16 protein-coding genes are annotated in these 21,941 nt (G+C 45.5%); 9 read left to right on the top strand and 7 right to left on the bottom strand.

From position 1 onward, the window contains the following. Positions 1-169 precede the first annotated feature (169 nt). Entirely contained in the window at positions 170-739 is a 570-nt protein-coding gene (locus FN124_RS24660; RefSeq protein WP_142687429.1) for a dihydrofolate reductase family protein, read from the top strand. Between the two features lie 54 nt (positions 740-793). Here FN124_RS24660 and FN124_RS24655 read toward each other — a convergent pair whose 3' ends face one another. Continuing rightward, positions 794-1,870 (bottom strand): serine hydrolase domain-containing protein, encoded by a 1,077-nt coding sequence (locus FN124_RS24655; RefSeq protein ID WP_142687428.1) that lies wholly within the window; start codon positions 1,868-1,870, stop codon positions 794-796. A gap of 230 nt (positions 1,871-2,100) precedes the next feature. Here FN124_RS24655 and FN124_RS24650 point away from each other — a divergent pair, with 230 nt between their 5' ends. The 6 genes from FN124_RS24650 to FN124_RS24625 all read left to right on the top strand — a co-directional run bounded on the left by FN124_RS24650 (position 2,101) and on the right by FN124_RS24625 (position 11,331). Continuing rightward, complete coding sequence (locus tag FN124_RS24650; protein WP_142687427.1) at positions 2,101-2,880, top strand: phytanoyl-CoA dioxygenase family protein; 780 nt, start codon at positions 2,101-2,103, stop codon at positions 2,878-2,880. 275 nt (positions 2,881-3,155) lie between these two features. Then, on the top strand, positions 3,156-8,612 hold the full coding sequence (locus FN124_RS24645) for an Ig-like domain-containing protein (RefSeq protein WP_185937359.1): 5,457 nt from the start codon (positions 3,156-3,158) through the stop codon (positions 8,610-8,612). Positions 8,613-9,249: 637 nt separating this feature from the next. Continuing rightward, positions 9,250-9,531 (top strand): type II toxin-antitoxin system TacA family antitoxin, encoded by a 282-nt coding sequence (locus FN124_RS24640; protein WP_142687425.1) that lies wholly within the window; start codon positions 9,250-9,252, stop codon positions 9,529-9,531. Next, entirely contained in the window at positions 9,528-10,025 is a 498-nt protein-coding gene (locus tag FN124_RS24635) for a GNAT family N-acetyltransferase (protein ID WP_142687424.1), read from the top strand. The genes FN124_RS24640 and FN124_RS24635 overlap by 4 nt, the downstream gene beginning before the upstream one ends. A 493-nt stretch (positions 10,026-10,518) precedes the next feature. Further along, positions 10,519-10,800, top strand: a complete 282-nt coding sequence (locus FN124_RS24630) for a hypothetical protein (protein ID WP_142687423.1) — start codon at positions 10,519-10,521, stop codon at positions 10,798-10,800. Between the two features lie 18 nt (positions 10,801-10,818). Further along, entirely contained in the window at positions 10,819-11,331 is a 513-nt protein-coding gene (locus FN124_RS24625) for a hypothetical protein (protein WP_142687422.1), read from the top strand. 603 nt (positions 11,332-11,934) lie between these two features. Here FN124_RS24625 and FN124_RS24620 read toward each other — a convergent pair. After that, on the bottom strand, positions 11,935-15,090 hold the full coding sequence (locus tag FN124_RS24620; RefSeq protein WP_142687421.1) for a T9SS type A sorting domain-containing protein: 3,156 nt from the start codon (positions 15,088-15,090) through the stop codon (positions 11,935-11,937). Between the two features lie 955 nt (positions 15,091-16,045). On the opposite strand from FN124_RS24620, the gene FN124_RS24615 reads away from it, so the two are divergent. Continuing rightward, positions 16,046-17,179, top strand: coding sequence for a DUF4932 domain-containing protein (locus FN124_RS24615; protein WP_142687420.1), 1,134 nt, complete (start codon positions 16,046-16,048; stop codon positions 17,177-17,179). 109 nt (positions 17,180-17,288) lie between these two features. On the opposite strand, the gene FN124_RS24610 is transcribed toward FN124_RS24615, so the two are convergent. The 5 genes from FN124_RS24610 to FN124_RS24590 form a co-directional block, all read right to left on the bottom strand. After that, positions 17,289-17,858, bottom strand: coding sequence for a hypothetical protein (locus FN124_RS24610; protein WP_142687419.1), 570 nt, complete (start codon positions 17,856-17,858; stop codon positions 17,289-17,291). A 105-nt stretch (positions 17,859-17,963) separates the two neighbouring features. Continuing rightward, positions 17,964-18,095 (bottom strand): SMI1/KNR4 family protein, encoded by a 132-nt coding sequence (locus tag FN124_RS31245; protein WP_142687418.1) that lies wholly within the window; start codon positions 18,093-18,095, stop codon positions 17,964-17,966. A gap of 98 nt (positions 18,096-18,193) precedes the next feature. Beyond that, positions 18,194-19,855, bottom strand: a complete 1,662-nt coding sequence (locus FN124_RS24600; RefSeq protein WP_142687417.1) for a DUF5005 domain-containing protein — start codon at positions 19,853-19,855, stop codon at positions 18,194-18,196. Between the two features lie 399 nt (positions 19,856-20,254). Next, positions 20,255-20,713: a MaoC family dehydratase gene (locus tag FN124_RS24595; RefSeq protein ID WP_142687416.1), complete on the bottom strand. Its 459-nt coding sequence runs from the start codon at positions 20,711-20,713 to the stop codon at positions 20,255-20,257. 242 nt (positions 20,714-20,955) lie between these two features. Next, complete coding sequence (locus tag FN124_RS24590; RefSeq protein WP_142687415.1) at positions 20,956-21,309, bottom strand: winged helix-turn-helix transcriptional regulator; 354 nt, start codon at positions 21,307-21,309, stop codon at positions 20,956-20,958. A gap of 99 nt (positions 21,310-21,408) precedes the next feature. On the opposite strand from FN124_RS24590, the gene FN124_RS24585 reads away from it, so the two are divergent. Beyond that, a complete protein-coding gene (locus FN124_RS24585; RefSeq protein WP_142687414.1) occupies positions 21,409-21,939 on the top strand; it encodes an NAD(P)H-dependent oxidoreductase in 531 nt (176 codons plus the stop codon). Positions 21,940-21,941 lie beyond the last annotated feature (2 nt).

Genomic DNA, 21,941 nt, shown 5'->3' with positions numbered 1-21,941 from the left:
AATAGTGTTGTTTATTATTTTAAATGCCATATTTACACAGATGTGCTATACCTTATCCCTGTTAAGTAAAATCAGTGGTTAAAAATACCCCTATATTGTCGCAATCGTACCTCCTGCCTATTCCTGATCCTCACTAAATTTGAACTGTAATCAAACAAATTAAAACAAAATGAGAAAGATCAGAATTTTTGAGCACATTTCGCTTGATGGCGTAATAGAACATGACGGTGATTATACTTATGGCGCGTGGACCACTCCCTATCGTAGTCCTGCTGGTGCGGAGCTCCTCTTTAATGCATACGGGCCCAACTTCGACCTGCTGCTTGGCCGCCATACCTACGATATATTTAGCAGCTTTTGGCCCAATGCAGGGAATTTCCCCATGGCAAATGCTATAAACGCCGCAAATAAATACATAGTAACCCACCGGCCCGACAGCCTGGAATGGGGACCGGTAAAGGGATTGAACGGGGATATTGTAAAGGCGGTCCACGAGCTCAAGTCAACGGATGGTCCCGATCTGATCGTTGTGGGAAGCTCCACGCTAACATCCCTGCTCCTTGACCAGGGCCTGGCAGATGAAGTAGTGCTCATTACTTACCCGGTTTTACTTGGTCGAGGTAAACGCATGTTATCCGACAGTATCGACGCCCGGGAGCTTGCTTTTGTTGACACGAAGTCAACGCCCACTGGTTTGTTTATCAATACTTATAAACACCTTGGACCACTGAAGAAATAATTTTTCACCGGGATATTTGTAAACCTGCCGGGGTTAGCATAAAAGGATAATTCGTCAGGAAGACTTCAGAATTTTCAATATGCTGGTGGTAAACCGGTAAAGATCGCCGCCTGCCTCGTCGTCTTTTTCATTGGTAAGCAGGATAATGGCTGCCTGTTCAATGGGGTATAAGGAACAAAAACTACGGAAGCCATTAGTGCCTCCATCTATCCTGATATAATAATCCCAATTCCTTGTCCTGCCGATGGACCATTGAAAGCCCACTGCGTCTTGCTCCACATTGCCATAAATAACCCGGTGGGTAAGCTTTACCGCAGCATCTTTTTCAGCAAGCTGGTAGCCGGCATATTTCAGCATGTCGTCTATACAGGAATGAAGACCACCTGCACCCGGAAAGGAAGTGGGCACTGGCGCGGCTTTTTCACCACCGGCGGTATAACCATTAAGTACCTGTGCGTTTTGAGCAGGGGCCTTTACAAATGTATTGGTCATACGCAGGGGAGCCGTGATATAACGTTTGATCAAAGTTTCATAGTCTGCCTGGTAAATATGCTCCAGCGCATAGGCCAGTAGTTGGTAGCCGGTATTGGAATATGCATACTTTAATGTTTTCAGGCTATCCAGTTTGATTTGCTGCAGGTGATCCAGGAAAGAAGCTTCCGTCATCGGAACGGATATATCGCCGCCTGTAAAGCTATTGGGAAACATGGCGGTATGACTAAGCAAATACCCTACACGCACCGGTTCTCCCGAAGGGTAACGAAGCCCGGGGAAATTTCCGGGCAGGTACTTACGGATGTCTTCATCCAGTTTCATTTTGCCTTCGCCAATTGCATGAGCCACTAGCAGTCCTGTAAATGTTTTGGTAATGGATCCTATCTCATAAATTGAGTTGGAACGGGTTGATACGCCTGATGCCGGAGCCGTTTGTCCGTAGTTATAACGATAGTGATGTTGTTTATGTATTATCCCGATAGATATGCCTACCCGTCCTGTTTTACTTAAATATAATTTTGCTGAACGATCCACGGCAGAATCCAGTTGGGTTTTCATGGGATTGTTGTTCAGCTCCTGCGCTGAACAGCAGGTGTATACCACAAAAGAGGCGATGATGATGCCGATCCTTTTCATGTAGGGAAGTTATTTTCAAACCAGGAAATCATACTGCAACCAATGTTCTTTTATGAAGATACAAGAATATTCTAAAAGCAGGGAGTTAACAGGGTTTGACATGTAAAAGGGAATTATTAAATTTGCCGGATGAGGATGACCGTGATGTTATAATATAATTTTTCAAGTCGTAAGACTAATGCCCCCAGGGGCACTGAATCTTTATTGTCTGAATTATTATATTAAACATTATGCACGAGATCTTAAACCCACAGGAAATACAATCATTTATTACTGATGGCTTTGTCCGTATTGACAATGCGTTTTCTACAGATCTTGCCACCGAAGCAAGAAATATCCTATGGAAGGATATTCCGGCCAATCCTGCCGACAGCAGCACATGGACTAAGCCAGTTGTTTGGTTGGGCATGTACACACAGGAACCTTTTATTAAAGCTGCGAACACTGATATACTTCATAGCGCATTCGCCCAGCTGGTAGGTAAAGAAAGATGGATACCCTGCATGAGCATGGGCGCTTTCCCGGTTCGCTTTCCATCAGATGTTGATTCAGGAGATACCGGCTGGCATGTGGACGCCGGTTTTGCCGGTGCTGATCCCAATGATTTTTTTGCAGCGCGGATCAATGTACATTCAAAAGGTCGTGGCTTGCTGATGCTGTTCTTATTTTCAGATGTTGGTGAGCAGGATGCTCCAACCAGGATACTGAAAGGCTCACACCTGGATGTTGCCAGATTGCTGAGGCCGGAAGGAGAGGAGGGGCTATCGTTCATGGAGCTGGCCAAACGGTTACCGGAATTGCCTGAAAAAGAGGAAGCGCTGGCCACCGGGAAGGCGGGAACGGTATATCTCTGTCATCCGTTCCTGGTTCATGCAGCGCAGCGGCATCGCGGTTTGGTGCCTAAGTTTATGGCGCAACCACCGCTGTTGATCAGAAACGGATTTGATATTTACGGAACGGGGCCTTGCAGCCCGGTTGAGCAGGCGATAAGGATCGCATTGGAGGCTTAACCTGTTTATTCAGACTGACGTCCGGATGTATGTTACACGTATACCGGCGTCAGTTCTCTCTCTCAAAACGACACTGAAAATATTTTTTCATTCCCGCTACGTAGTCTGTCTCTCACAAACGTATTACTTATTTATCAACCAATTACTCTTTATACGCAGCAGCGATATCCGGGGCTATCTTTTTTTTGCCCGGGCATCTGAATAGTGTCATATCCGGCCGCAGACAAATAACTATACAGGATATTTTAACAATCCTCAATAATTCCACTATGAACATGCAAAAGATTTTTTACACTTTACTACTAACAATTTTCTATCTGACCGCTTCGCGGGAAGTACGTGCGCAAACCTATACCTGGAACCAGGTCCGGATAGGAGGCTCTGGTTCACTGCCTTCCTTTGTGGCGCATCCGAAGGTGCCTGATCTTTATTTCATCACTACAGATGTAGGCACTCCCTACCGTTGGAATAAGAGCCTGCAGAAATGGGAGCATTTAATGCTATTTAAAAAAATACCGGTCAACTACTGGAACTGGGAAGTTAACCAGCGTTGCGGCAGTATTTGTGTAGATCCCAGCGACGGCACCGGCATTATTCTTTATGCTACCGTGGAAAACGGCGCTGGTCCGGCGCCCGGCAAAGGTTCAAGCTCGGTAGGCACTATTATGAAAAGTACCGACAGGGGCGATTCCTGGACAGACCTGCAAGTTCCCATTGTAGTGCACCCCAACAGTACGCAGGCATATGGGGATCGTATACAGGTGGATCCCTCCCACAGTAATACGGTATGGGTGGTTACCGACCAGAATGGCGCCTTGAAAACTGATAATGCCGGCGCCAGCTGGACCCAGGTAAGCGCCATCACTACGCCCGGCTCCTGTGCCTTTATTCTGTTCGACCAAAGTTCCGGTACCATTGCTGTGAACGGCCAGAATGTTACCAGGCGCATTTATATCGGCAGGTCTACAGGCGTTTGGGTATCAGAAGACGGCGGTACTTCTTTTACACTGATGAACAACAGCCCCCTGTATCCTATCCGGGCAGTGATCCATGCAGATGGAACCCTGTATGTATCTGCCGGAACCGAAAATCAGAAGAAAGGTGTTTACAAGTATAAGAGCGGCAGCTGGCAGGATGTTTCTCCGGTAACTTTAGATCCCGATCCGGTTAATAGTGACAGGTATTTCTCCAAAGTGGCGGTAAATCCCGCCAATTCAAATGATATTGTTGTAAGCACCCGCGGCAGCTGGCAAAAAGATCCTTATTACATTTCAAGACAGGGAGGCGCCCCCGGCTCCTATACGCAGGGAAAGATCACCCGTGATAATTCAGAAGCGCCGCACTCGGCGAATGACGGGTTATATTATAATTCACCGGGGCATAATGCTGCTGCTTTTACCTGGGATCCTTTTTACCCGAATCGTATATGGATCAACGATATGCTGGACGTGCTTTCCACAGATAATATCTTTGACCCTGTTTCCAACTGGAAGATCCGCGTAGCAGGCCTGGAAGAAATAGTGGTAACAGGCCCTATGGCAGCACCTCCAAGCGGCAAGAACCTGTTGCTCACTGCTACTGCAGATGTGGGAGGCGCCCATCACCGCTCCCTTACAGAGCCGTTGTACCAGGGCGCTGTTTCCGGCACTGCACTGCACTATAGTATCTTCTCTGCGTTCAATATGCAGGGAGTAGCTTTCCAGTATACCGATCCCAACTCTGTAGTGCGGGTAGGTTGCGACGGTCCGGCGGCCAATAGGATCGAGGCATCGCGTGCGGGTTACTCTACCGATGGTGGTGATACATACACCCTTTTTCCAAAATCGCCCGGTTTGCGTGGGCGTGTAGCCGTATCTGCTGATCGCAGGAATATCCTATGGCTCACCCAGATAGATGCTAATGATGCTCCCGGTAACGTTTACTGGTCGGAAGACCTGGGCGCCACCTGGACCAAATCCACCGGCGCTGCTTCCGGGATCTTACCCGCAGGCCCACAGTTCAACCTGTATCCCGGGCAAAACCATCTCGTAGCCGACAAGGTGAACGGCGATTATTTCTATATCTGGGACCGCGGTTCCTTTTATGTAAGCACCAATGGAGGAAAGTCGTTCCAGAAAACAGCCGCTACTGGTCTTACTGCAAACGCCGGCAGCAATCCCAATGGCTCTTCTTATGCCACGACTTCCAATATTGAAGCAACGCCTGGAAAAACAGGGGATGTATGGATCGCATTTTACGATGACACCTATCCTCAATACGCTGCCCTTTATCATACTTCAGACACCGGTAAAACATTCAGTAAGGTAGGTGGCGAAAGTTTCAAGCCCAAATGGATCGCTGCTGCCATGTCGGACACTACTGCCAATGCGCACCTGGCTTTGTATGCCACCGCCCAGACCCTTCCTATCAATGGCATTACCTACGGCGCCTTCCGCTCAGATGATACAGGCCGCACCTGGACCACTATCTTAGACAGGGTACCAGGCGTGGTGCAGAATATTACGGCAGACAATAAAGGAAGAATGTTTCTTGCCATCAGCGGGAATGGTATCTTTTTCGGATCGCCGGTAGCCGGTCCTGTTCAATCGGTGGAAATAATTAACCCTGCGTCAGATACCATTGTAAAAGGATTCTCCGTGAAGCTGAACGCAAAGCTCACGCCCACGTATCCCACTAATCCCTCTGTTACCTGGAGCTCTTCAGATACTGCCATCGCTAAAGTAGACCAGGTAGGGAAGGTGAGCGGCATGAATGCAGGTACTGCTACTATTACCGTTACATCAGTTGATGGAGGAAAAACGGATACAAGACAGATCGTCGTTGTTCCACCCACTATATCCACTGGTATTGTGATAGACAGCGTGGTGTATGGTACTATGAATACGCCCAAGCAGATTGTTGCTGTACCTGCGCCTTCAAATACCACCAATAAAACGCTGAACTGGTCTGTGGCGGATAGTACCATTGCAAAAGTGGATGCCAATGGCGTGGTGACCGGCTTAAAACCTGGAACTACCTCTCTCACCATTTCCCCTGCAGACGGAGGCCCTGCCAGAACCGTGCAGCTGATCATAAACACCATTGTAACAGCTATCAATGCGGGTACAACGGCAACAACGGGAAGCCCGGCAACGCCACTTGAGAATACAGCGGTTGGCCAATATATACCCGAAGGCCCCGCCGGAACCGATAAACTATGGCATGCAGGGTATACCTGGAGCGTTCGTAACACGGCAACGATGGACCTGAGCCAGGTAACAGCGCCTGCTCCGCGCCAGGTATATGAATATATGCGCATCAGCAAAAATTCGGCAAGCCAGATGCGTTACTTTTTCCGCAACCTGATTCCTAATGCCAACTATTCGGTGCGCCTGCACTTTGTTGAGCCAAAGGATGCCGACAAAGCCAAGCGGTTGTTTAGTGTGAAGACCAGCGGCGACAGCCTCATTAACTTCAATATTTACCAGGCGGCCGGCAATAAGCTGAACACCGTAATTACACGCACCCTTGAGGCAAAAGCAGATAACGCCGGTGTAATAACGGTAAACTTCATTCCCAAAATGGACGTCAATGATCCTAACATGGCTTCTGTAGCCGCCCTCGAGGTAAGCATCATCCCGCTCCAGGGGATCAGCATTCATTCAGACAGCAGTAATCTTTATGTAAGTTATAAAGACACGCTGAAACTGACCACCACACCGGCAAATGCCACCAACCGGAACCTGGTGTACAGATCTTCCAACGATGCTATCGCTACTGTAGACCTGAGCGGTGTGGTAACAGGAAAAAGCGCCGGCACGGTTACTATCACCGCTACATCTGCAGAAGGTGGTTTTACGGCGGTGAAAACCTATACGGTTATCTATGTACCTGTTACATCCTTAACGCTGGACAGCACTTCAGCCAATGTATTTGTAGGATCAACGTTACAACTCAAGGCTACCATCAACCCGGCAAAAGCCAGCAATAAAGGGGTGGTATGGACATCTTCAGATACCACTGTGGCCAAAATAAGCAGCAATGGCACTATCAGCGGTATCAGGCAAGGCGATGTGGTAATAACCGCCGCCTCGGCAGATAACCCGGCTATTGCAGCACAGGCCAATATCCATGTAGCCAATGTACTGGCCACCGGTATTAGTTTGCAACCGTCCACCGCCATTATAGGAGAAAGGGATACGCTGCGGATAAAAGTTACTTTTCTGCCGGCTAATACTTCTATTAAAAAAGTAACATGGAGCAGTTCCAATACCACCTTTGCTACGGTTGACAGTACAGGTCTTGTCACTGCCATTAAACAGGGCGCTCTTACCATTAACGTGAATACACAGGATGGTTCAGGGGTTTCCGCTGCTTTGCCGGTAACAGTGGTGCCGTTTGATTCATGCGGAGGAATACCCAATTACGGTTTTGAAAGTGGCCTTATTAACTGGATAGCTTATAAAGAGCGTATTCCTACAACAGGGGATGTGTACACCGTTAGCGGGAAAGGCCATTCCGGCGATAAAGCCGTTACACTTGGTTCCACTACAGCAAACACTTCTTTGAACATAAAAGACTCCATACCTGTAAGAGGCGGCAGCGTCATTGTATTCAGCCAATGGGTCAAAATAGAAAAAGACGCTACGGGTTATCCATGGTGGTCTGGATACGGTGTTGGTTTTGTAGATAGTCTTGGTGCAGCTACCGGTACCGCTTATCAGAAACAAATAGACAATGTAGCTGCATACCGGGAGAACTGGGCGCAGATAAGAGATACCATCAATGTGCCTGATAGTGCAACAGGCCTTACTTATTGGGTATCCAAGGTAGGATTCGGCACAACATGGGTGGATGACTATTGTATAGAAGTTTTAAAAACAAATAAGTCGGCGGTTTATGGCATAAACGCAGGCACCACGCAAACTCCTCCCGGTCCGTATGCCAATACCACCTTTGCGCAGTATGTTCCGGAAGGGCCTACCGGAACTGATAAACTCTGGCATGCAGGGTATACCTGGATACAAAGGGTAAGTTCGCCTGTAGATCTGTCGTATGTAACCGATCCCGCTCCCCGGCAGGTATACGAGTATATACGCGTGTTCAAAAGCAATAACACCCAGATGCGTTATTACCTGCGCGGGCTCACTCCCAATACAACGTATGCTATCCGCATGCACTTTGTTGAGCCGAATGAGTCGGATAAAAATAAAAGGATATTCAGCATAAAAGCCACTAATGGACTGGATAGCCTTATAGACTTTAATATCTACCAGGCCGCAGGCAACAGGTTGAATACCGCTGTTATACGGACCATCAGGGCAACAGCAAACGCCTCGGGTCTGATACAGGTGATCTTTTATCCTAAAACAGGACTGTATGATCCTTACAGTGGTTCAATTGCTGGTATCGAAGTACGGAACTTAACACCGGCGGATTCCCTGCAAAGTGTAAATCAAAATCAAAATATGATCGCAGTAGCCGGCAACAAATTAAGCAGCGGAGGTAAACTGGATTTCACAACGGATGTATATCCGAATCCTTCCGGTAACGTGTTTAATGTAAGAATGACGTCAGACTCGAAAGCACCGACGCTGCTTACCATTATCAATAACAATGGCAGCATTATTTATTCTGCAAAAATAAATGCCGGTGTGTATTACCAGGTTGGTGGAAATCTGAAACCAGGTATTTATTATATCAATATCAGCCAGGGCCCTCAAAGTAAGACGATGAAAGTAGTGAAACAGTAATGATGTTTTTAAGAGTAAAGGAAAGGCTGACCTTTTGGGGTCAGCCTTCTTTTTATTTTCACAAGGCGTTAACGGTCTTTTATGTCAGGAAGCAGCTTTTCTGCATTAAATAATTAATTCAGGGTATAGTAATAGTACCTGGCGGATTTAAGATGTGTAATATTGGCGCTACCTTAATGCTCCCGGGCCATGTATATCTCAGAGGGGTAGAGAATTAGCTTACGCCTGCCATTATTATTGGCTTCCCTTGTGTGTTAGTGGAGAATGTAACTATCTGTCGGAATGATATAAACTATATCATTCTCGAAAGGATCTGCGTGAGTATAGGTTTATGAATTATTGAAACTTAAGTATGAAAACGAAGAAATCTTGTTTAATTATTACAAAACCGACGAAGCGAAAGATATCAGAATGCCTGGATAAACTGCTGCCCGAATAGAGATGACAAAGAGAACAAGTAGTGTTATGTTTATCTCTTAGCGATGTATAAAATAAGCACTTTGTTTTAAAGGAGAACATTTAGTGTAATTGGTTGAAAATTAATCATTTGAAGGTTTAAAGGGTAATTTTGTCCATTGTACGGCTGTTTTCCGTACATTTATGTGAGATATTTTAACCTTTAAATCTTTTTAAAACAATGAAATCTGTAGAAATGACACGGTTTGACATCAGACTATCGGTGGAGCTAAAGCGGTATTTCGAACATGCGGCAGACTTGGAAGGCTACAAAACGCTTACTGATTTTGTGCTGTTTTCCGTGAAAAGCCATGCAGAAAAAATAATAGAGCAGCACAATGCTATTCTGGCTTCTAAACGGGATAAGGAAATATTTTTCGATGCACTTCTGAATCCCCGTAAGCCCAATAAGAAGCTAAAAGATGCAGCAGCGCTATATAAAAAGCAAATGAAAGAAAAATGAAACGTTCGATTGTAGTCCTGGATTCGCGGCACAAAAAAGCACTGTTCTGTTGCGGTAAGCCATCACTGGATACTTATTTGCATACGCAGGCCAAGCAGGACGTTGCCAGGAAAGTGGCTGCCTGCTTTGTGCTGGAAGGGGAGGATGGTGTTATAAAAGGATATTACACCCTTTCCAGTGATGCAATTAAAAGGGGATCACTTCCTGAAACGACCAAAAAGAAACTACCAACGTATAAGGATCTTCCCGTCATACTGTTGGGCAGACTTGCTATTGACGGACAATTTGCCAGACAAGGCTTCGGCAAATTGCTGCTCCTGGATGCGCTAAAAAAGAGTTATGAAACATCCAACGTAGTGGGCGCCATCGCAGTTGTGGTAGACCCGTTGGATGAAGAAGCCCGCATATTTTATGAAAACTATGGGTTCATCCGCCTGCCTGACAGTAAAAGAATGTTCCTTCCGATGGCCACGATTAAAGAGTTATTCAGATAAAGCGTAACGGGAAGGTTTCATTGATTTTATCAGTTCCTTACGTATTCGGCACCTAAATTACTCTTTACGCTTATTTTTATCCAGCTCTCCTATTATAACGCCGCCAATTACCCTCCAGCCTAGCCCCAGACAGTCGTGTCATGCGCCACCACATTGCCATTTTATATAATACAACGAGAATCTTGCCTTCGGATAACATTAACTATTTGGGTTATATAGCCTACCAATTTAATTTATTAAACATGTTTAATGGCAGATATATTATTTAGGATTAGCTTGTGTCTCATAAGTTTTTCTATGAAAAATAAATTATCTGTTTCTCATTTTCTCCTGGTTTTACTTCTTTTGGGACTTCACTGAGGCGAACCTGCATGATACCAGAGATGCTGATGAAGGTTATGGATCAATATCGGGAGAGTATAAAAACCTGCGTATTACATTAAATACACCTCAGCTTGCGACTGCCTCAAAAGAGTATATAGCAGCTACTATAATGCACGAAGTTCTTCATGCCTACTTCAAGGCATTAAATGTTAATCCCTTGATGGAAGATCACAATGAAATGGGACTCCTCTATGTCGATGAGATGGCAGCAGGGATAAGAGAAGTGTATCCATCAATCAGCGCTGATGATGCAAAGGCACTGGCTTGGGGCGGTCTCCATGAATCCTATTCATGGTTGAATTTGGTCAGAACAAGCCCGACTGGGGCGCAGAGTATCATTGATAAAAATAAAGCATACAAGCGCGGTCAATCTGGAACAAAATGTAACTAAATACAAATCTGATTTCCCATGAAACAATGTTTTTTGCTGTTGGTGTCTTTATTATTCTTTAGTATTGCAGGGTTTACGCAAGATATAAATGCGTATAAGGCTGAGTATGACACTATTACAAAAAAGATCGTCAATGATATACAATTTCCCAAAGAGCTACAACAGCAATGTAAGTCTGTTACAGTATCGTTTATTCTTTCTTATACGAATGGAATCAGAGAAAGGGAAATAATCTTTTCAAAAAACTTTCCTTCCGCACTTAAAGAAGAGTTTATCAGCAAAGTGAAAGTATTTGATGCAGTAAAATGGAGGAATATTTTCCCTGGAGCAACCAAATCGAAAAACTTTTCCATCCTCATTCCTATAATCTATTATTTTGATGATAGCTGTCGGGAAAAAATGACTTCTGATATTTTTGCTGAGACGGTAAGTGCGGGATTGTCGTTTGACAAAACGTTGACCACAGCTATATACCTTTTGAAGCCGTTGTCTGTAAGTCTGGTTTCTTGGCCAGGAAAGACACTGCAATAGTCTTGAAAATGAGGAATGGATCAGTTGTTTAGTTAATTCGTATCTCTCCGGGGAACCACCCATTACGTGATCAACACCTCGTTTTCACTATCTCCGATTTTAAAATCAATAAGGTATTTGTTGATCTTTGATAGCAAATTAAATTCGATCTCAAATTCATTGGAGTTTTTCAGATATCCTCTTCGTGCATACAGATGACCTGAAGCTGCATCCCGGTAAAATTTATATGTAGTGCAAGTTCACAATGGCTAGAGGATGGTTTGTTCTCCGGTTTGCTTTAACATAAGGGATAGGATCCCTTTTTTTCGTATAATATCGGCGCTTTTTAATAGTTACACTGGTTTGTTGGGAAAATGATCGTCTTATTAAACAGCTGTCCTTCGCCGCTGGCGTTGGAAATGTATTGGAGCGAATCGATGCCCGGCTTTACCGCCTGTAAAAACTACGATTGTATTGTAAATGGCATCCGATATATATCCTTCCTGCCCTGTATTCTGCATTGAAAGAATGATCTTTGTCGATCCAGAAACCATATCCGGAAATAGTGAAAAAGAAAAAGGAATGCTTCATTGGAAGCATTCCCCGTAACTGGCGAAAAGTTTGTCAGTTAACGACCAGTTTCTTAGTGAAACTAAATTTTTTTGATTCTATCGTGATAATGTAGAACCCTGCGTCAAGCTGTGAATCGATTTCTATCTTTTTATTCCCTTGAGTTTTCTTTTCGTAGCGCATCCTGCCCTGGTTATCATAAATTCTTATGAGTACATTTTCCGGAACCTCGGGAAGAAGCATTGTAAACCTTCCCGTATTGGAGGGATTCGGATACAGGCTAACAGCATCTTCATCAGCGCTGACGTTTGATGATAGTTTGGCGGCAGCCAAGGTACCGCCTGTTCCCGGAACGAAGGGGGAGAGATAGCTCCCTGCGATCACCTGTTGCGAAATACCGGGGCCCTGCCAGGCTACAGCAACATTATCTCCGCCGCTGCCTTCCTTATGAAGCACTTCAATATAGTATTTCTGCCCGGCGGTCAGGTTAATGGAGGCGGATTGCTGTGTGCTGTACTTATTCCATTCCCTGGAATTGGTCCACGCATCCACATACGCTATCCTTGGGCTGTTAGCCGGGTTATCGCTGGTGCTGAGGTATAATTCCGTGTTATCATCTCCTGCTACCCAGAAAGTGTAGCTTCCGCTTGCAGGGGGATGGATATATCCACGGATCCTGGTTCCATAGTTATCCGCTGAGTTGGTGGGGCCTTCCAGGCTGGTGATCTGGTTTCTGGCTGTGGGATTGTTTGGATAATTGGAATTGGAGGTCAGGCTGCTGATAGTTGTTCCGCTGATCCCTGTCCAGGATTCTCTCAGAATGGAGCCTGTCACGGAAACGTTAAACGTTTGTGTGCTTTGACATCCTCCGCTGTTGGTGTAAGTAGCCACATAGTTCCCTGCCTGGTTGGCCTGGATATTTGAAATGAATACTTCCCTTGTAGCGGCGCTGAAATTATTCGGCCCGCTCCAGCTCCATGAGCCACCCTGCGTAGGCTGGGGGCCAAACTGTACGCTGCCGCCTGCAGCTAAAGAAGCATTGGCTGTTTGCTGCCATGTTCCGCCGTTGATCTGTACATACGGGGTAATGGCAGTAGGTGTACAGGCAGCGGGTTCCCAATAAATTAAGCCTCTTCCTCCGCCGGCGCTCATATATACCCTTCCGGCAACGTTCATGTCGCCGACCAGTAATGGGGCGCCTGCAAATTCATGAGCGTCATCGTTTATCCTGGTCCAGCTTGCACCCTGGTCTGTTGATCTGAAAAGACCGGTTATACCTGATACTGTTCCCCAGATGAAAACAGTAGGATAGCCGGATCCGGGCATTGCCTTTCCTATTCCCACGGTTTTACAATAAGTTACATTTGAAACAGCCGTATAGGCGGCCCCGTAGTTGGTTGAATATTTTAATCCATTGAGGCCAAGAGGTACCCATATATGACCTTCAAGGCCCGGTGCTGTCCGGATGAGGGCTGGTTCCCACGGATGATTGGCGGTTGACGCGCCTGGTGTGCCTGCTACTGAAAAGCTGGCTCCTTTATTGGAGCTTCTCAGCATTTGCCCGTTGGTAGGATTATAAATATAAAAATAGTTTGAATTTACCTGGTCGGCAACCGGGGCAGCGTCTCCGAGGGATACGCCTGAACAGGCCGTCCAGCTGGCTCCGTTGTTAGCTGTATAGTAGGTGGTAGTTGAACCTCCGGGGCAATGCAGTATGGTTCCTCCGTCGGCGCTAATGGCCACCCTTCCTCCTGTACCCATGTTGGTGGAGGCGCCTGTCCAGGTAGCGCCTTTGTCGTTCGAATAGTAAACAACATTTCCGCTGTTGGAGGCTCTTACAACTTTATTGGTATTGCCTGCAGCATAAGCGACGCTTTGGTTATTATTATCTGCCGGACTAAGTTTTTTTGACGGATAAGCGGTTAGCGGCTCATGTACAAAACCTGTTACATCTCCGAAGGAAGAAATAAAAGGTCCTCCGGGAATACTTATCCCGTCAAGCAATGCTATTTCTTCAATCCCGATCACATCGTATTTCCATGAAGGATTGGCAGCTGTAATATCGGAACAGGTATAGACTCCGCCACCGCCTATTACCCGCACTTTTGAAAGATTGGCCTGGTCAAACTCGATACAGTCCATCCAGTTGACCGCGCCCCCGGCAGACCATCCTATGCCGTTACTATCATAGGTGGCGTTTGTACCGTTTTTAAGCGTCCAGGATGATCCACCATCGGTAGAGAGGAAAATGAAGTCGCCCCAGCCGGTACCAAACTGGTTGTTCCAATACATGCCGCAGGTAGAAACGATTACCCGGTTAACATTAGTGGGGTCTATACTTACTCCTCCGTATGAATAATCCTTTGAGTGAACGGGAGTAACGTTTGTCCATACGCCGGTTGCTGTGTTGAGCTTATACAGCTTTCCATCTCCGTTACCGGATTGAGGACCGGCATCATCCGAATAGGTAACATACATGGTGGTTCCCTGCAGCGCTGCCCGGTGTGGCATAAAGCTGGTGGTTGCAGAAATGGGAGTAAAGGTGGCTCCTCCGTCTGTACTCTTGTAAATATTCGCGCTTCCGGTGCGGGAAACGCCTATGTATATGGTTTGAGATGCTCCGCCCACTACGTTGCCTGATGGATCATAAAGTACAAAACATATCCCGTTCTCGTTGGGAGTAGTAGTTACGCCGTTCCAGGCAAGGTTCCAGGTAACGCCGGCGTCTGTACTCTTCCATAGCCCGTTGGCCCTGGTTCCGCAGAATAATATGTTACTGTTTTTGGGATCTACTGCAAGACGTTCCCCGTTCCCGCGTCCGTATCCATTTCCATGTGCTTTGAATTTGGAGGTAACATCTGTATAAGTGAAAGTATTTCCTTTGTCTGTAGATTTCAGTATAGCCGTTCTTCCGTTGTTTATATAGGAGGTTCCGCAGAGCATATAAATATTATTGGCGTTCTGAGGATCCAGCGCCAAAGCTTCCACTCCAATAAACCCATTTTCAGACTCGTTAAGCCAGTCGAGCAGTTGAATCCATTTATTGTTTGCTGCATCCCAGCGGTAGGCTCCGCCTACATCTGTGCGGCAGTACCTGTCGCCGGATGTTTTGTGGGTAACGATTCCGGTCACAAATCCGCCACCACCAACAGGTGCATGCTTCCATACATAGCCTGTGGTTTGGGCCTGCAGTTGATAGCCCTGAAGCATAATAATTGCAAGAAGTAAACAGGAAAAGGCAAGGGGCTTTCGCCGGAACAGGGGGAATATCCTGGTGGACATACAGGATCCGGAAACCAAAGAAAGTAAACCCCTTTGTTTAAATGGTGCTGGTAATTTTGTTTTCATGCGTTTTGAGTTGTTTAAGCGTTGAAGTAATTCAATTCGGATAAGGTAAAGCCGAAAAGGCCGGTTTGAGCTATGCACTCAGCCATCAAGCGGTTTGTTATTGGGTTTTCAGGTAATATATTCATCAATTCAGGTGCAGCGCCATCGATGTGCTTGGTTTTTTGAAGAACAATAATGTGGTAGTTGTTCCTTCCATCCAGATGCTCATAAAAATCACGTATGGCCGTAGCCGTTAGCTCTCATAATGCTGTTGTATAGCACAAACAGAATCCCGGTTTACTTTATGGATGATATTTGGCCGTCCTGCCTCCAAAAATAGAGCTGCCATTTTTCGGGAGGCAGGGCCGGAGGTTCGTACAGTAAGGCCTTGCATAGGGAAGGCCCTCTGCAGGTTAGTGAGAGCAGTCGTGTTTTCATAACGGAAATCTTTCTCTTAGTGGAATATTGTAAATCTACTGAGATGTTTTTTTAAACAGGGGGCTCAGTTGTTGCAGATAGGGGCAAAGAATGTTACATGCCTCAAACTTTGAGGCCCCTGGATTGAAAAAACATTAAGTCCCAATACTATAAGAAAGACAACCAGGTAGCCGGTTTGGATTTTTTATACTTGATAATCTAAGTTCATCCAGGATTTTCAGATTTGTTTGTATTTTGCGGTCCCGGTTGCGGACCGTGTTCTACTGACCTGGTGCTGTAGTTTGAATCCTGCAAATTGCCGGTATCCCGTTTGCCTGTAAAGCATGCTGTATTGGCCTCCAAAGCCAGGCAGGATGCTTGCCAACCGTATGTAGCAGAAAACCGAACAGACATAACCCATATGAAAAGAACAATTTTAGCTGCCCTGCTGGCAATTATCCCTGCTTTTTTATTTGCACAGGACGGAGATGTGAATTTTTCCGCCGCTTTTAAAAAGGAAAATGATGGAAAATCAAAGATTGAGATCAACGAGGTAAAGGAACTGATTCATATTATGGTGGCCATCACCCAAACAGGCCTGGGGAACGATGACATGGTACAGTTAAAGGGGCCTTATTACCAGGATGTGCTGAAGCAATTTGCGGCTTATGAAAAGGAACCGGTTATTGCCACCTTCGATTCCCTGCTCCGGGAAAGTCCCCTGCATTATGTTTTTTTAACCGGGAACGCCATCGCCTATTATTTTGATAAGGACCGGCTGTTGCCCAATAATGTTTTCCTGCTGCCAGCCGATGAAGTAGCCGGTACCAGGATCACTATAAATCCCATCACCACTTATAAAGCAAGTATTGAAGATTTTGCGAGGAAATCAGGTTTCCGTGCGTTTTATGCAGCGCATGCCGCTTATTACCAGGGCATCATTTCCGATTATAAGAAAAACGCCAACCTCGATAAACAATGGAAATGGCTGGAAGCTAATTTTAATACCCATATCAATAGCTACCAGATCCTTTGTTCACCCCTGATCAATGGGCTTAACTATACGCTGTCGTTTAAGAAAAAAGGCTTTGAGCTGATACAGATGATATTGCCACCCATTGATCACAATGATGCATGGTCTGCAAAATATACCGAGGCATTTAATACCAGGGGCATGTTCACCGAAATAGACCACAATTATGTGCGCAAGCCAGGTGAGCAATTCGAAAAAAGGATCAATGAAGCGTTGAAGAACCGGAGTAAGTGGGTAGATACCACTATAGAAGGTACAGCCTATTATCCTACGCCGGTGAAGGTATTCAATGAGTATATGACGTTTGGGGTTTTTGTGTTGTATTGTGAAGATGTGTATAAGAATGATCCTGCCATCCTGAAGGAAATTTATGCAGACGTGAATGGCGTGATGAGCAAACAGCGGGGATTTACAAAAATGCAGGAATTTACCAACTGCCTGGTAAAGCTGCGTAAGGCGCAGCCCCGTAAAAAAATAGATGAGCTGTACCCGGCACTATTGGATTGGTGTATGGAGCAGTAAAGGGAGGTAAACGAAATGACCGTTATTTCGGTCATTTCATTTATTATTGACTGAAATAACGGTCATTAAACGACGGGTTACTTTGCTGTTACCGTTTTAATCAGATCTGTTAATAATCAGACCTTTTTTTCGCTTCTTCCTTTGCAAAATCCAGCAGGGACTTTTTGATCACCTTCGTATAGGCGTCTTTCGTTTTGTTGTTATAGGAAAACGACTGCAGATACTGTTCATAATCCTTCCCCTCATAGTTCATTTTCTTTGCCAGCTGCAGATAGGTATCCTGATCTGCCTCTTTCCCGAAGATATAAATAATGGTAAGGGTATTATAGGTTAACAGTGCGTCAAGGTAGTTTTTATGTTCCTTTGATGTATCTTCTTTTGCCATGAGATCTGCCGTTACAATGGCGCCCAGGTCAGTGCTATTGGCATTATACACCTGCTGGGGACTATCGTCGGCTTGCAGAAGGCTGTCGCGCCGCTTGTAATAAATATCCTGCGTCGCCTTCATGGTAGCTTCTGCTTTCTTTAGCTTTTTCTCATCTGCCTTTTCATTTCTCAGCGTAGTAGCCGCTTTCTTTAATAGTGCCAGGAATTGCTGCTGCCGAATACTATCAGCTTGTTGGGCGAAACAGTTGCCGGAGGCAAACAATAATAATATCGCTATAAATTTACTCTTCATCTTCGCATTGTTCCAGGGCTTCTATAAGATTATCGAACCCTCGTGTTAAAAAACGTGCACTTCCTGCACCTTCATCTAAATAGAGTATAAATATATAATTTATTTTTAAATTGATACATAATAAATTCCCACCCCAATCCTGAAAGCTTCCGGTAATTGTATATTTAATGATTTTTCAAATGACTGAATATCTTCTTCACTTATTTTTTCACTGCCTGTTTCAAAGTTACTATTCATATCAGAAGTTGATTTTTTAATCAGTCATAGATATTTAAGACATAAAAAAGGAGGCCGGAGCCCCCCCAATCGTTTATACATTCAGGTTAGTGCCCTTCTTACAACCCGATTTTTGCGTAGGGTACCCTGATCCCTTTCACGCGGTAATAGTATGGATCCAGCCAGGCTCCTTCACAGCTTTCCAACTTGCACCCGGAAAAATTGAGGCAGTATGTCAGCAGCAGCTCCTGCCGGCCGTTGTTGAACTCCGGATGCACAACAGGGGTATAGTACCGTGCGTATTGCCCTTTAAAGTATTCCTGGATCGTATATACTTTCACCGGTGTAGTGAACGGCCCGGTAGGTGAACTGGAAGTAGAGATATAGATGTTCCTGATTGTTTCGCAGTTGAAACCCTGGTCCATCGTCATGTGAATATACTTGCCATTGAGGTATGCTATGCTGTTGGTGCCTTTACCGGTTGTTACCTTCGCCGCTGAGCCGGGGCTGGGGCTGTTCGTCCAGCTGCTGCCGTTAAAATACTCCCATTGCAGCGGATTATTTTCCGGGAAACGTGCAACGTGGATATAGCTTTCATAATTGAAGCTGATGCCTTCGCTGCCGAATGCATATACATATCCATCGCCCGGCTTCACCATGCCCGTGGAATAATTGATCACAGGTGTGCCGGCGAAGCCATTTGGTACGAAGCGTTCAGAGACCCACTGTGTGCCGGTGCTTTGCGTTAACCGGTAGAGCGACTGTCCCGTTGCGTTAAGGTCATTGCCTTCCCCGCATTGCACATACACTTTGTCACCGATTTCGATACCCGGACCGGACCAGGTCCAGGCTGTACCGGGTTGAATATTGAAGATCTGCTTTGGCTTGCCGGAAGTGCTGGTAGTGATTGTCATATTCGGCGCGTCGTTGGGGTTCCAGTTTGTTTTCGAAGGCTGGATAAGCACGGAGTTGCTGTAACTGTGAACTGCGCCGCAGTTGAACATGCCGTTGGATTGCACCTGGGAGCCGTCCCAGGCATCCTGTGTTACCCACAACACTTTACCGTTGTTGCCACTCCAGGTCAGCGGTATTGTATTGCCCTGATCGAATGCAGCGGAACCGAGGCTGGCGCTGTTGCGATGAAAGAAGCGCACCACTTCATCATCGCGCCAGGTGTCTGCCTCAATGGAGCTAACGGTCCACTGCTGCCTGGTATCGGTTACATCAGTTTCCTGGATCACCTTTGCACCATTTGCCGTAGAGCCGTCCTGTACCGCTAATGCCAGCCCATTGCCTTTATTGTATATCTTGTACTGCCCGTTGCCGAGGTCCTGCATGCGCCAGAGCTGCTGGTCGGCCGGGAGGGGGAATGCGGCATATTGTTGCAGGATAGTGCCGCTGGTAGCAGAACCGGAAGGAACATCCAGCAGCTTACCACTGTATAGGTTCCGGATGTGATAATACTTCACGCCGTTGGAAGTGGTCCTGTAGATCATATGCCATTTCTGCCAGTTATCCATCTGGCCGGCCGGGCCGGAGAATTGCCACTGCTGCAGTTGCGCATTGTCTTTAAACTTCTCATTAAGTGTAGGGCTGCCACCTGTTTCCAGGTATTTGCCACTTTTAACGTTGGTAATGGTAACCGTGGCATAGTCGGGTACGGCCAGCAGGGCTACGGATAATTTTTTGTTGTCGATTGCGGCGAGATCGTTTGTTTGTGGCTGCCGGCAGGCGGCCATTACAAGCAGACAACAGAACATGGAAAGGGTTTGTTTTTTCATAACACGTATTTATTGATTAGCATGAACAAGCGGTGCTCATCCGGCGGGGCGCCGACGGGTACTTCACGGGTGCTATATGACAGATGCTGCTACCAGGTTGATCCTGTAGGTATGTATCAGTTCACGTAATCGGGTCAATGGAACGGTCAGGATCCCTCAGGAATAAGACACCCTTGCGGAAGGATACCGCCATCAGGGTAAAAAAAATCATAAGGCCGGGCATTGCGCCGCCTGTCCGTTGCCGTGAGGTACGGCAATACAGACGCGCTGATTGCAGGCAGGACCTATTTATGAATAGTCAGAGATGACTAAAACCCGCAATGAATTGAACAGGTTCGTTGGAAATAAATAGTGAACACCCCTGTAACTTTCAGGTTAAACCATATTAATTTGATGCTGTTAATTGAAATGATACAGGAAGATAACGTCTCCTGTATATACAGGTTTGGGGTTGTCTTTGAGCTGTAAAACCGCCTCGATCACAGCTTTCACAGTTCCTCTGAGGTTTGTTATTGATTTTACTTTAGCCTGTAACTGGATCTCGTTATCGACCAATACGGGTTGGCCGAACTTGAAGTTTTCGATCCCGTAATTGATCTCCATCTTTACATTTCTTACATCCGCAATCTGTTTCCACAGGTAGGGGATTAGCGCCAGCGTCAGATAACCATGTGCAATAGTTGATTTAAAGGGGCCTTCGTTTTTTGCCCGCTCCTGATCTACGTGTATCCATTGATGGTCCAATGTGGCGTCGGCAAATTTATTGATCTGTTCCTGGCTGATCCTGTGCCAGCTGGAAACACCTAATATCTGTCCCTCAAAAGATTTGTATTCCTCAAAGCTGCTAATAGTTACCACAGTAAATTATTGTTGTAGGTTATAGTTGATTAATGTATATAATTTCAAAATGCAAGTTTATATAATTGATGGCGTAATATCAATTTCAGCAATAAATAATTTATTTTTAAATATATACATATAAAAATCAGGGAAATGTAAATTACTGTGGTATAGCAGGGTAGGGCGATTATTTCAAACTATACAGTGGCGTTTTGTGTAATTATTATCGGATGTGGCAAGGCCCGAAGATTGACAATAAATTAAAGCGCCTTATGCTTCTCTCCCCATTTCCCCAGTTCCCGGATAATCGATCTTAATTCATACCCGATAGGCGTTAGCTCGTACTCAACACGAAGCGGCACTTCGGCATAGACCGTCCTTTTTACTACTTTGCTTTCCTCCAGTTTTCGCAGTTGCAGGGTGAGCATTCGTTCTGTGATGTTGGGCAAACATTTTTTCAGTTCTCCAAACCGTTGCTTCCCGTTTACCAGGTAGCAGCAGATAGCTAATGCCCATTGGCCGCCAATGATGTTGGAAGCGTATACCTCCGGGCACTCATTCGCTAAAGCCTGCTTGTTCGCATAATTAGTGGAGGTTTCTTTTATTCTTGCCATACTTACATTTTTTATAGTACCGTACAATGGGTTGCCAGTATGCAAAATTAGTGTTTTGCCATTTACTTTTGAGCCATCATTCAGTTTAAACAAGGAGATATGAAAACATTGGTAATTGTTGTCCACCCCGATATGGAGAGCTCGGTAATCAATAAAAGATGGGTGGAGGAATTAAGCAGGTACCCGGAAAAATATCACATTCATCAGTTGTATAAGGTCTATCCCGATGAAAAAATTGATGTACCGGCAGAACAGCGATTGATAGAGCAATACGATAAAATTGTATTTCAGTTTCCCTTCTATTGGTTTAGTTCCCCGCCGTTATTGAAAAAGTGGTTTGATGAGGTGCTGACCTATGGTTGGGCTTATGGAAGTAAAAGCGGATACAAGGTAGGAGATAAAAAAATAGGTTTGGTTATTTCAGCAGGAATAGATGAAGAAGGTTATTCCTCGCAAGGGATGTATAAATATACGCTCAAAGAACTGACGGCTCCGTTTGAATTAACATTCAATTATATCAGAGCCGATTACAGGTCTTTATACGCTTATTATGGTATTGAGCTAAACAGTACCCGGGAGTGGATTGAAAATAGTGTAGCCCCGTATATGGATTATCTCAACAAGTTATAAAA

The organism is Chitinophaga polysaccharea (assembly GCF_902150045.1).
Classification (GTDB): Bacteria; Bacteroidota; Bacteroidia; order Chitinophagales; family Chitinophagaceae; genus Chitinophaga; species Chitinophaga polysaccharea_A.
This window is presented reverse-complemented; position numbering and strand designations above follow the sequence as displayed.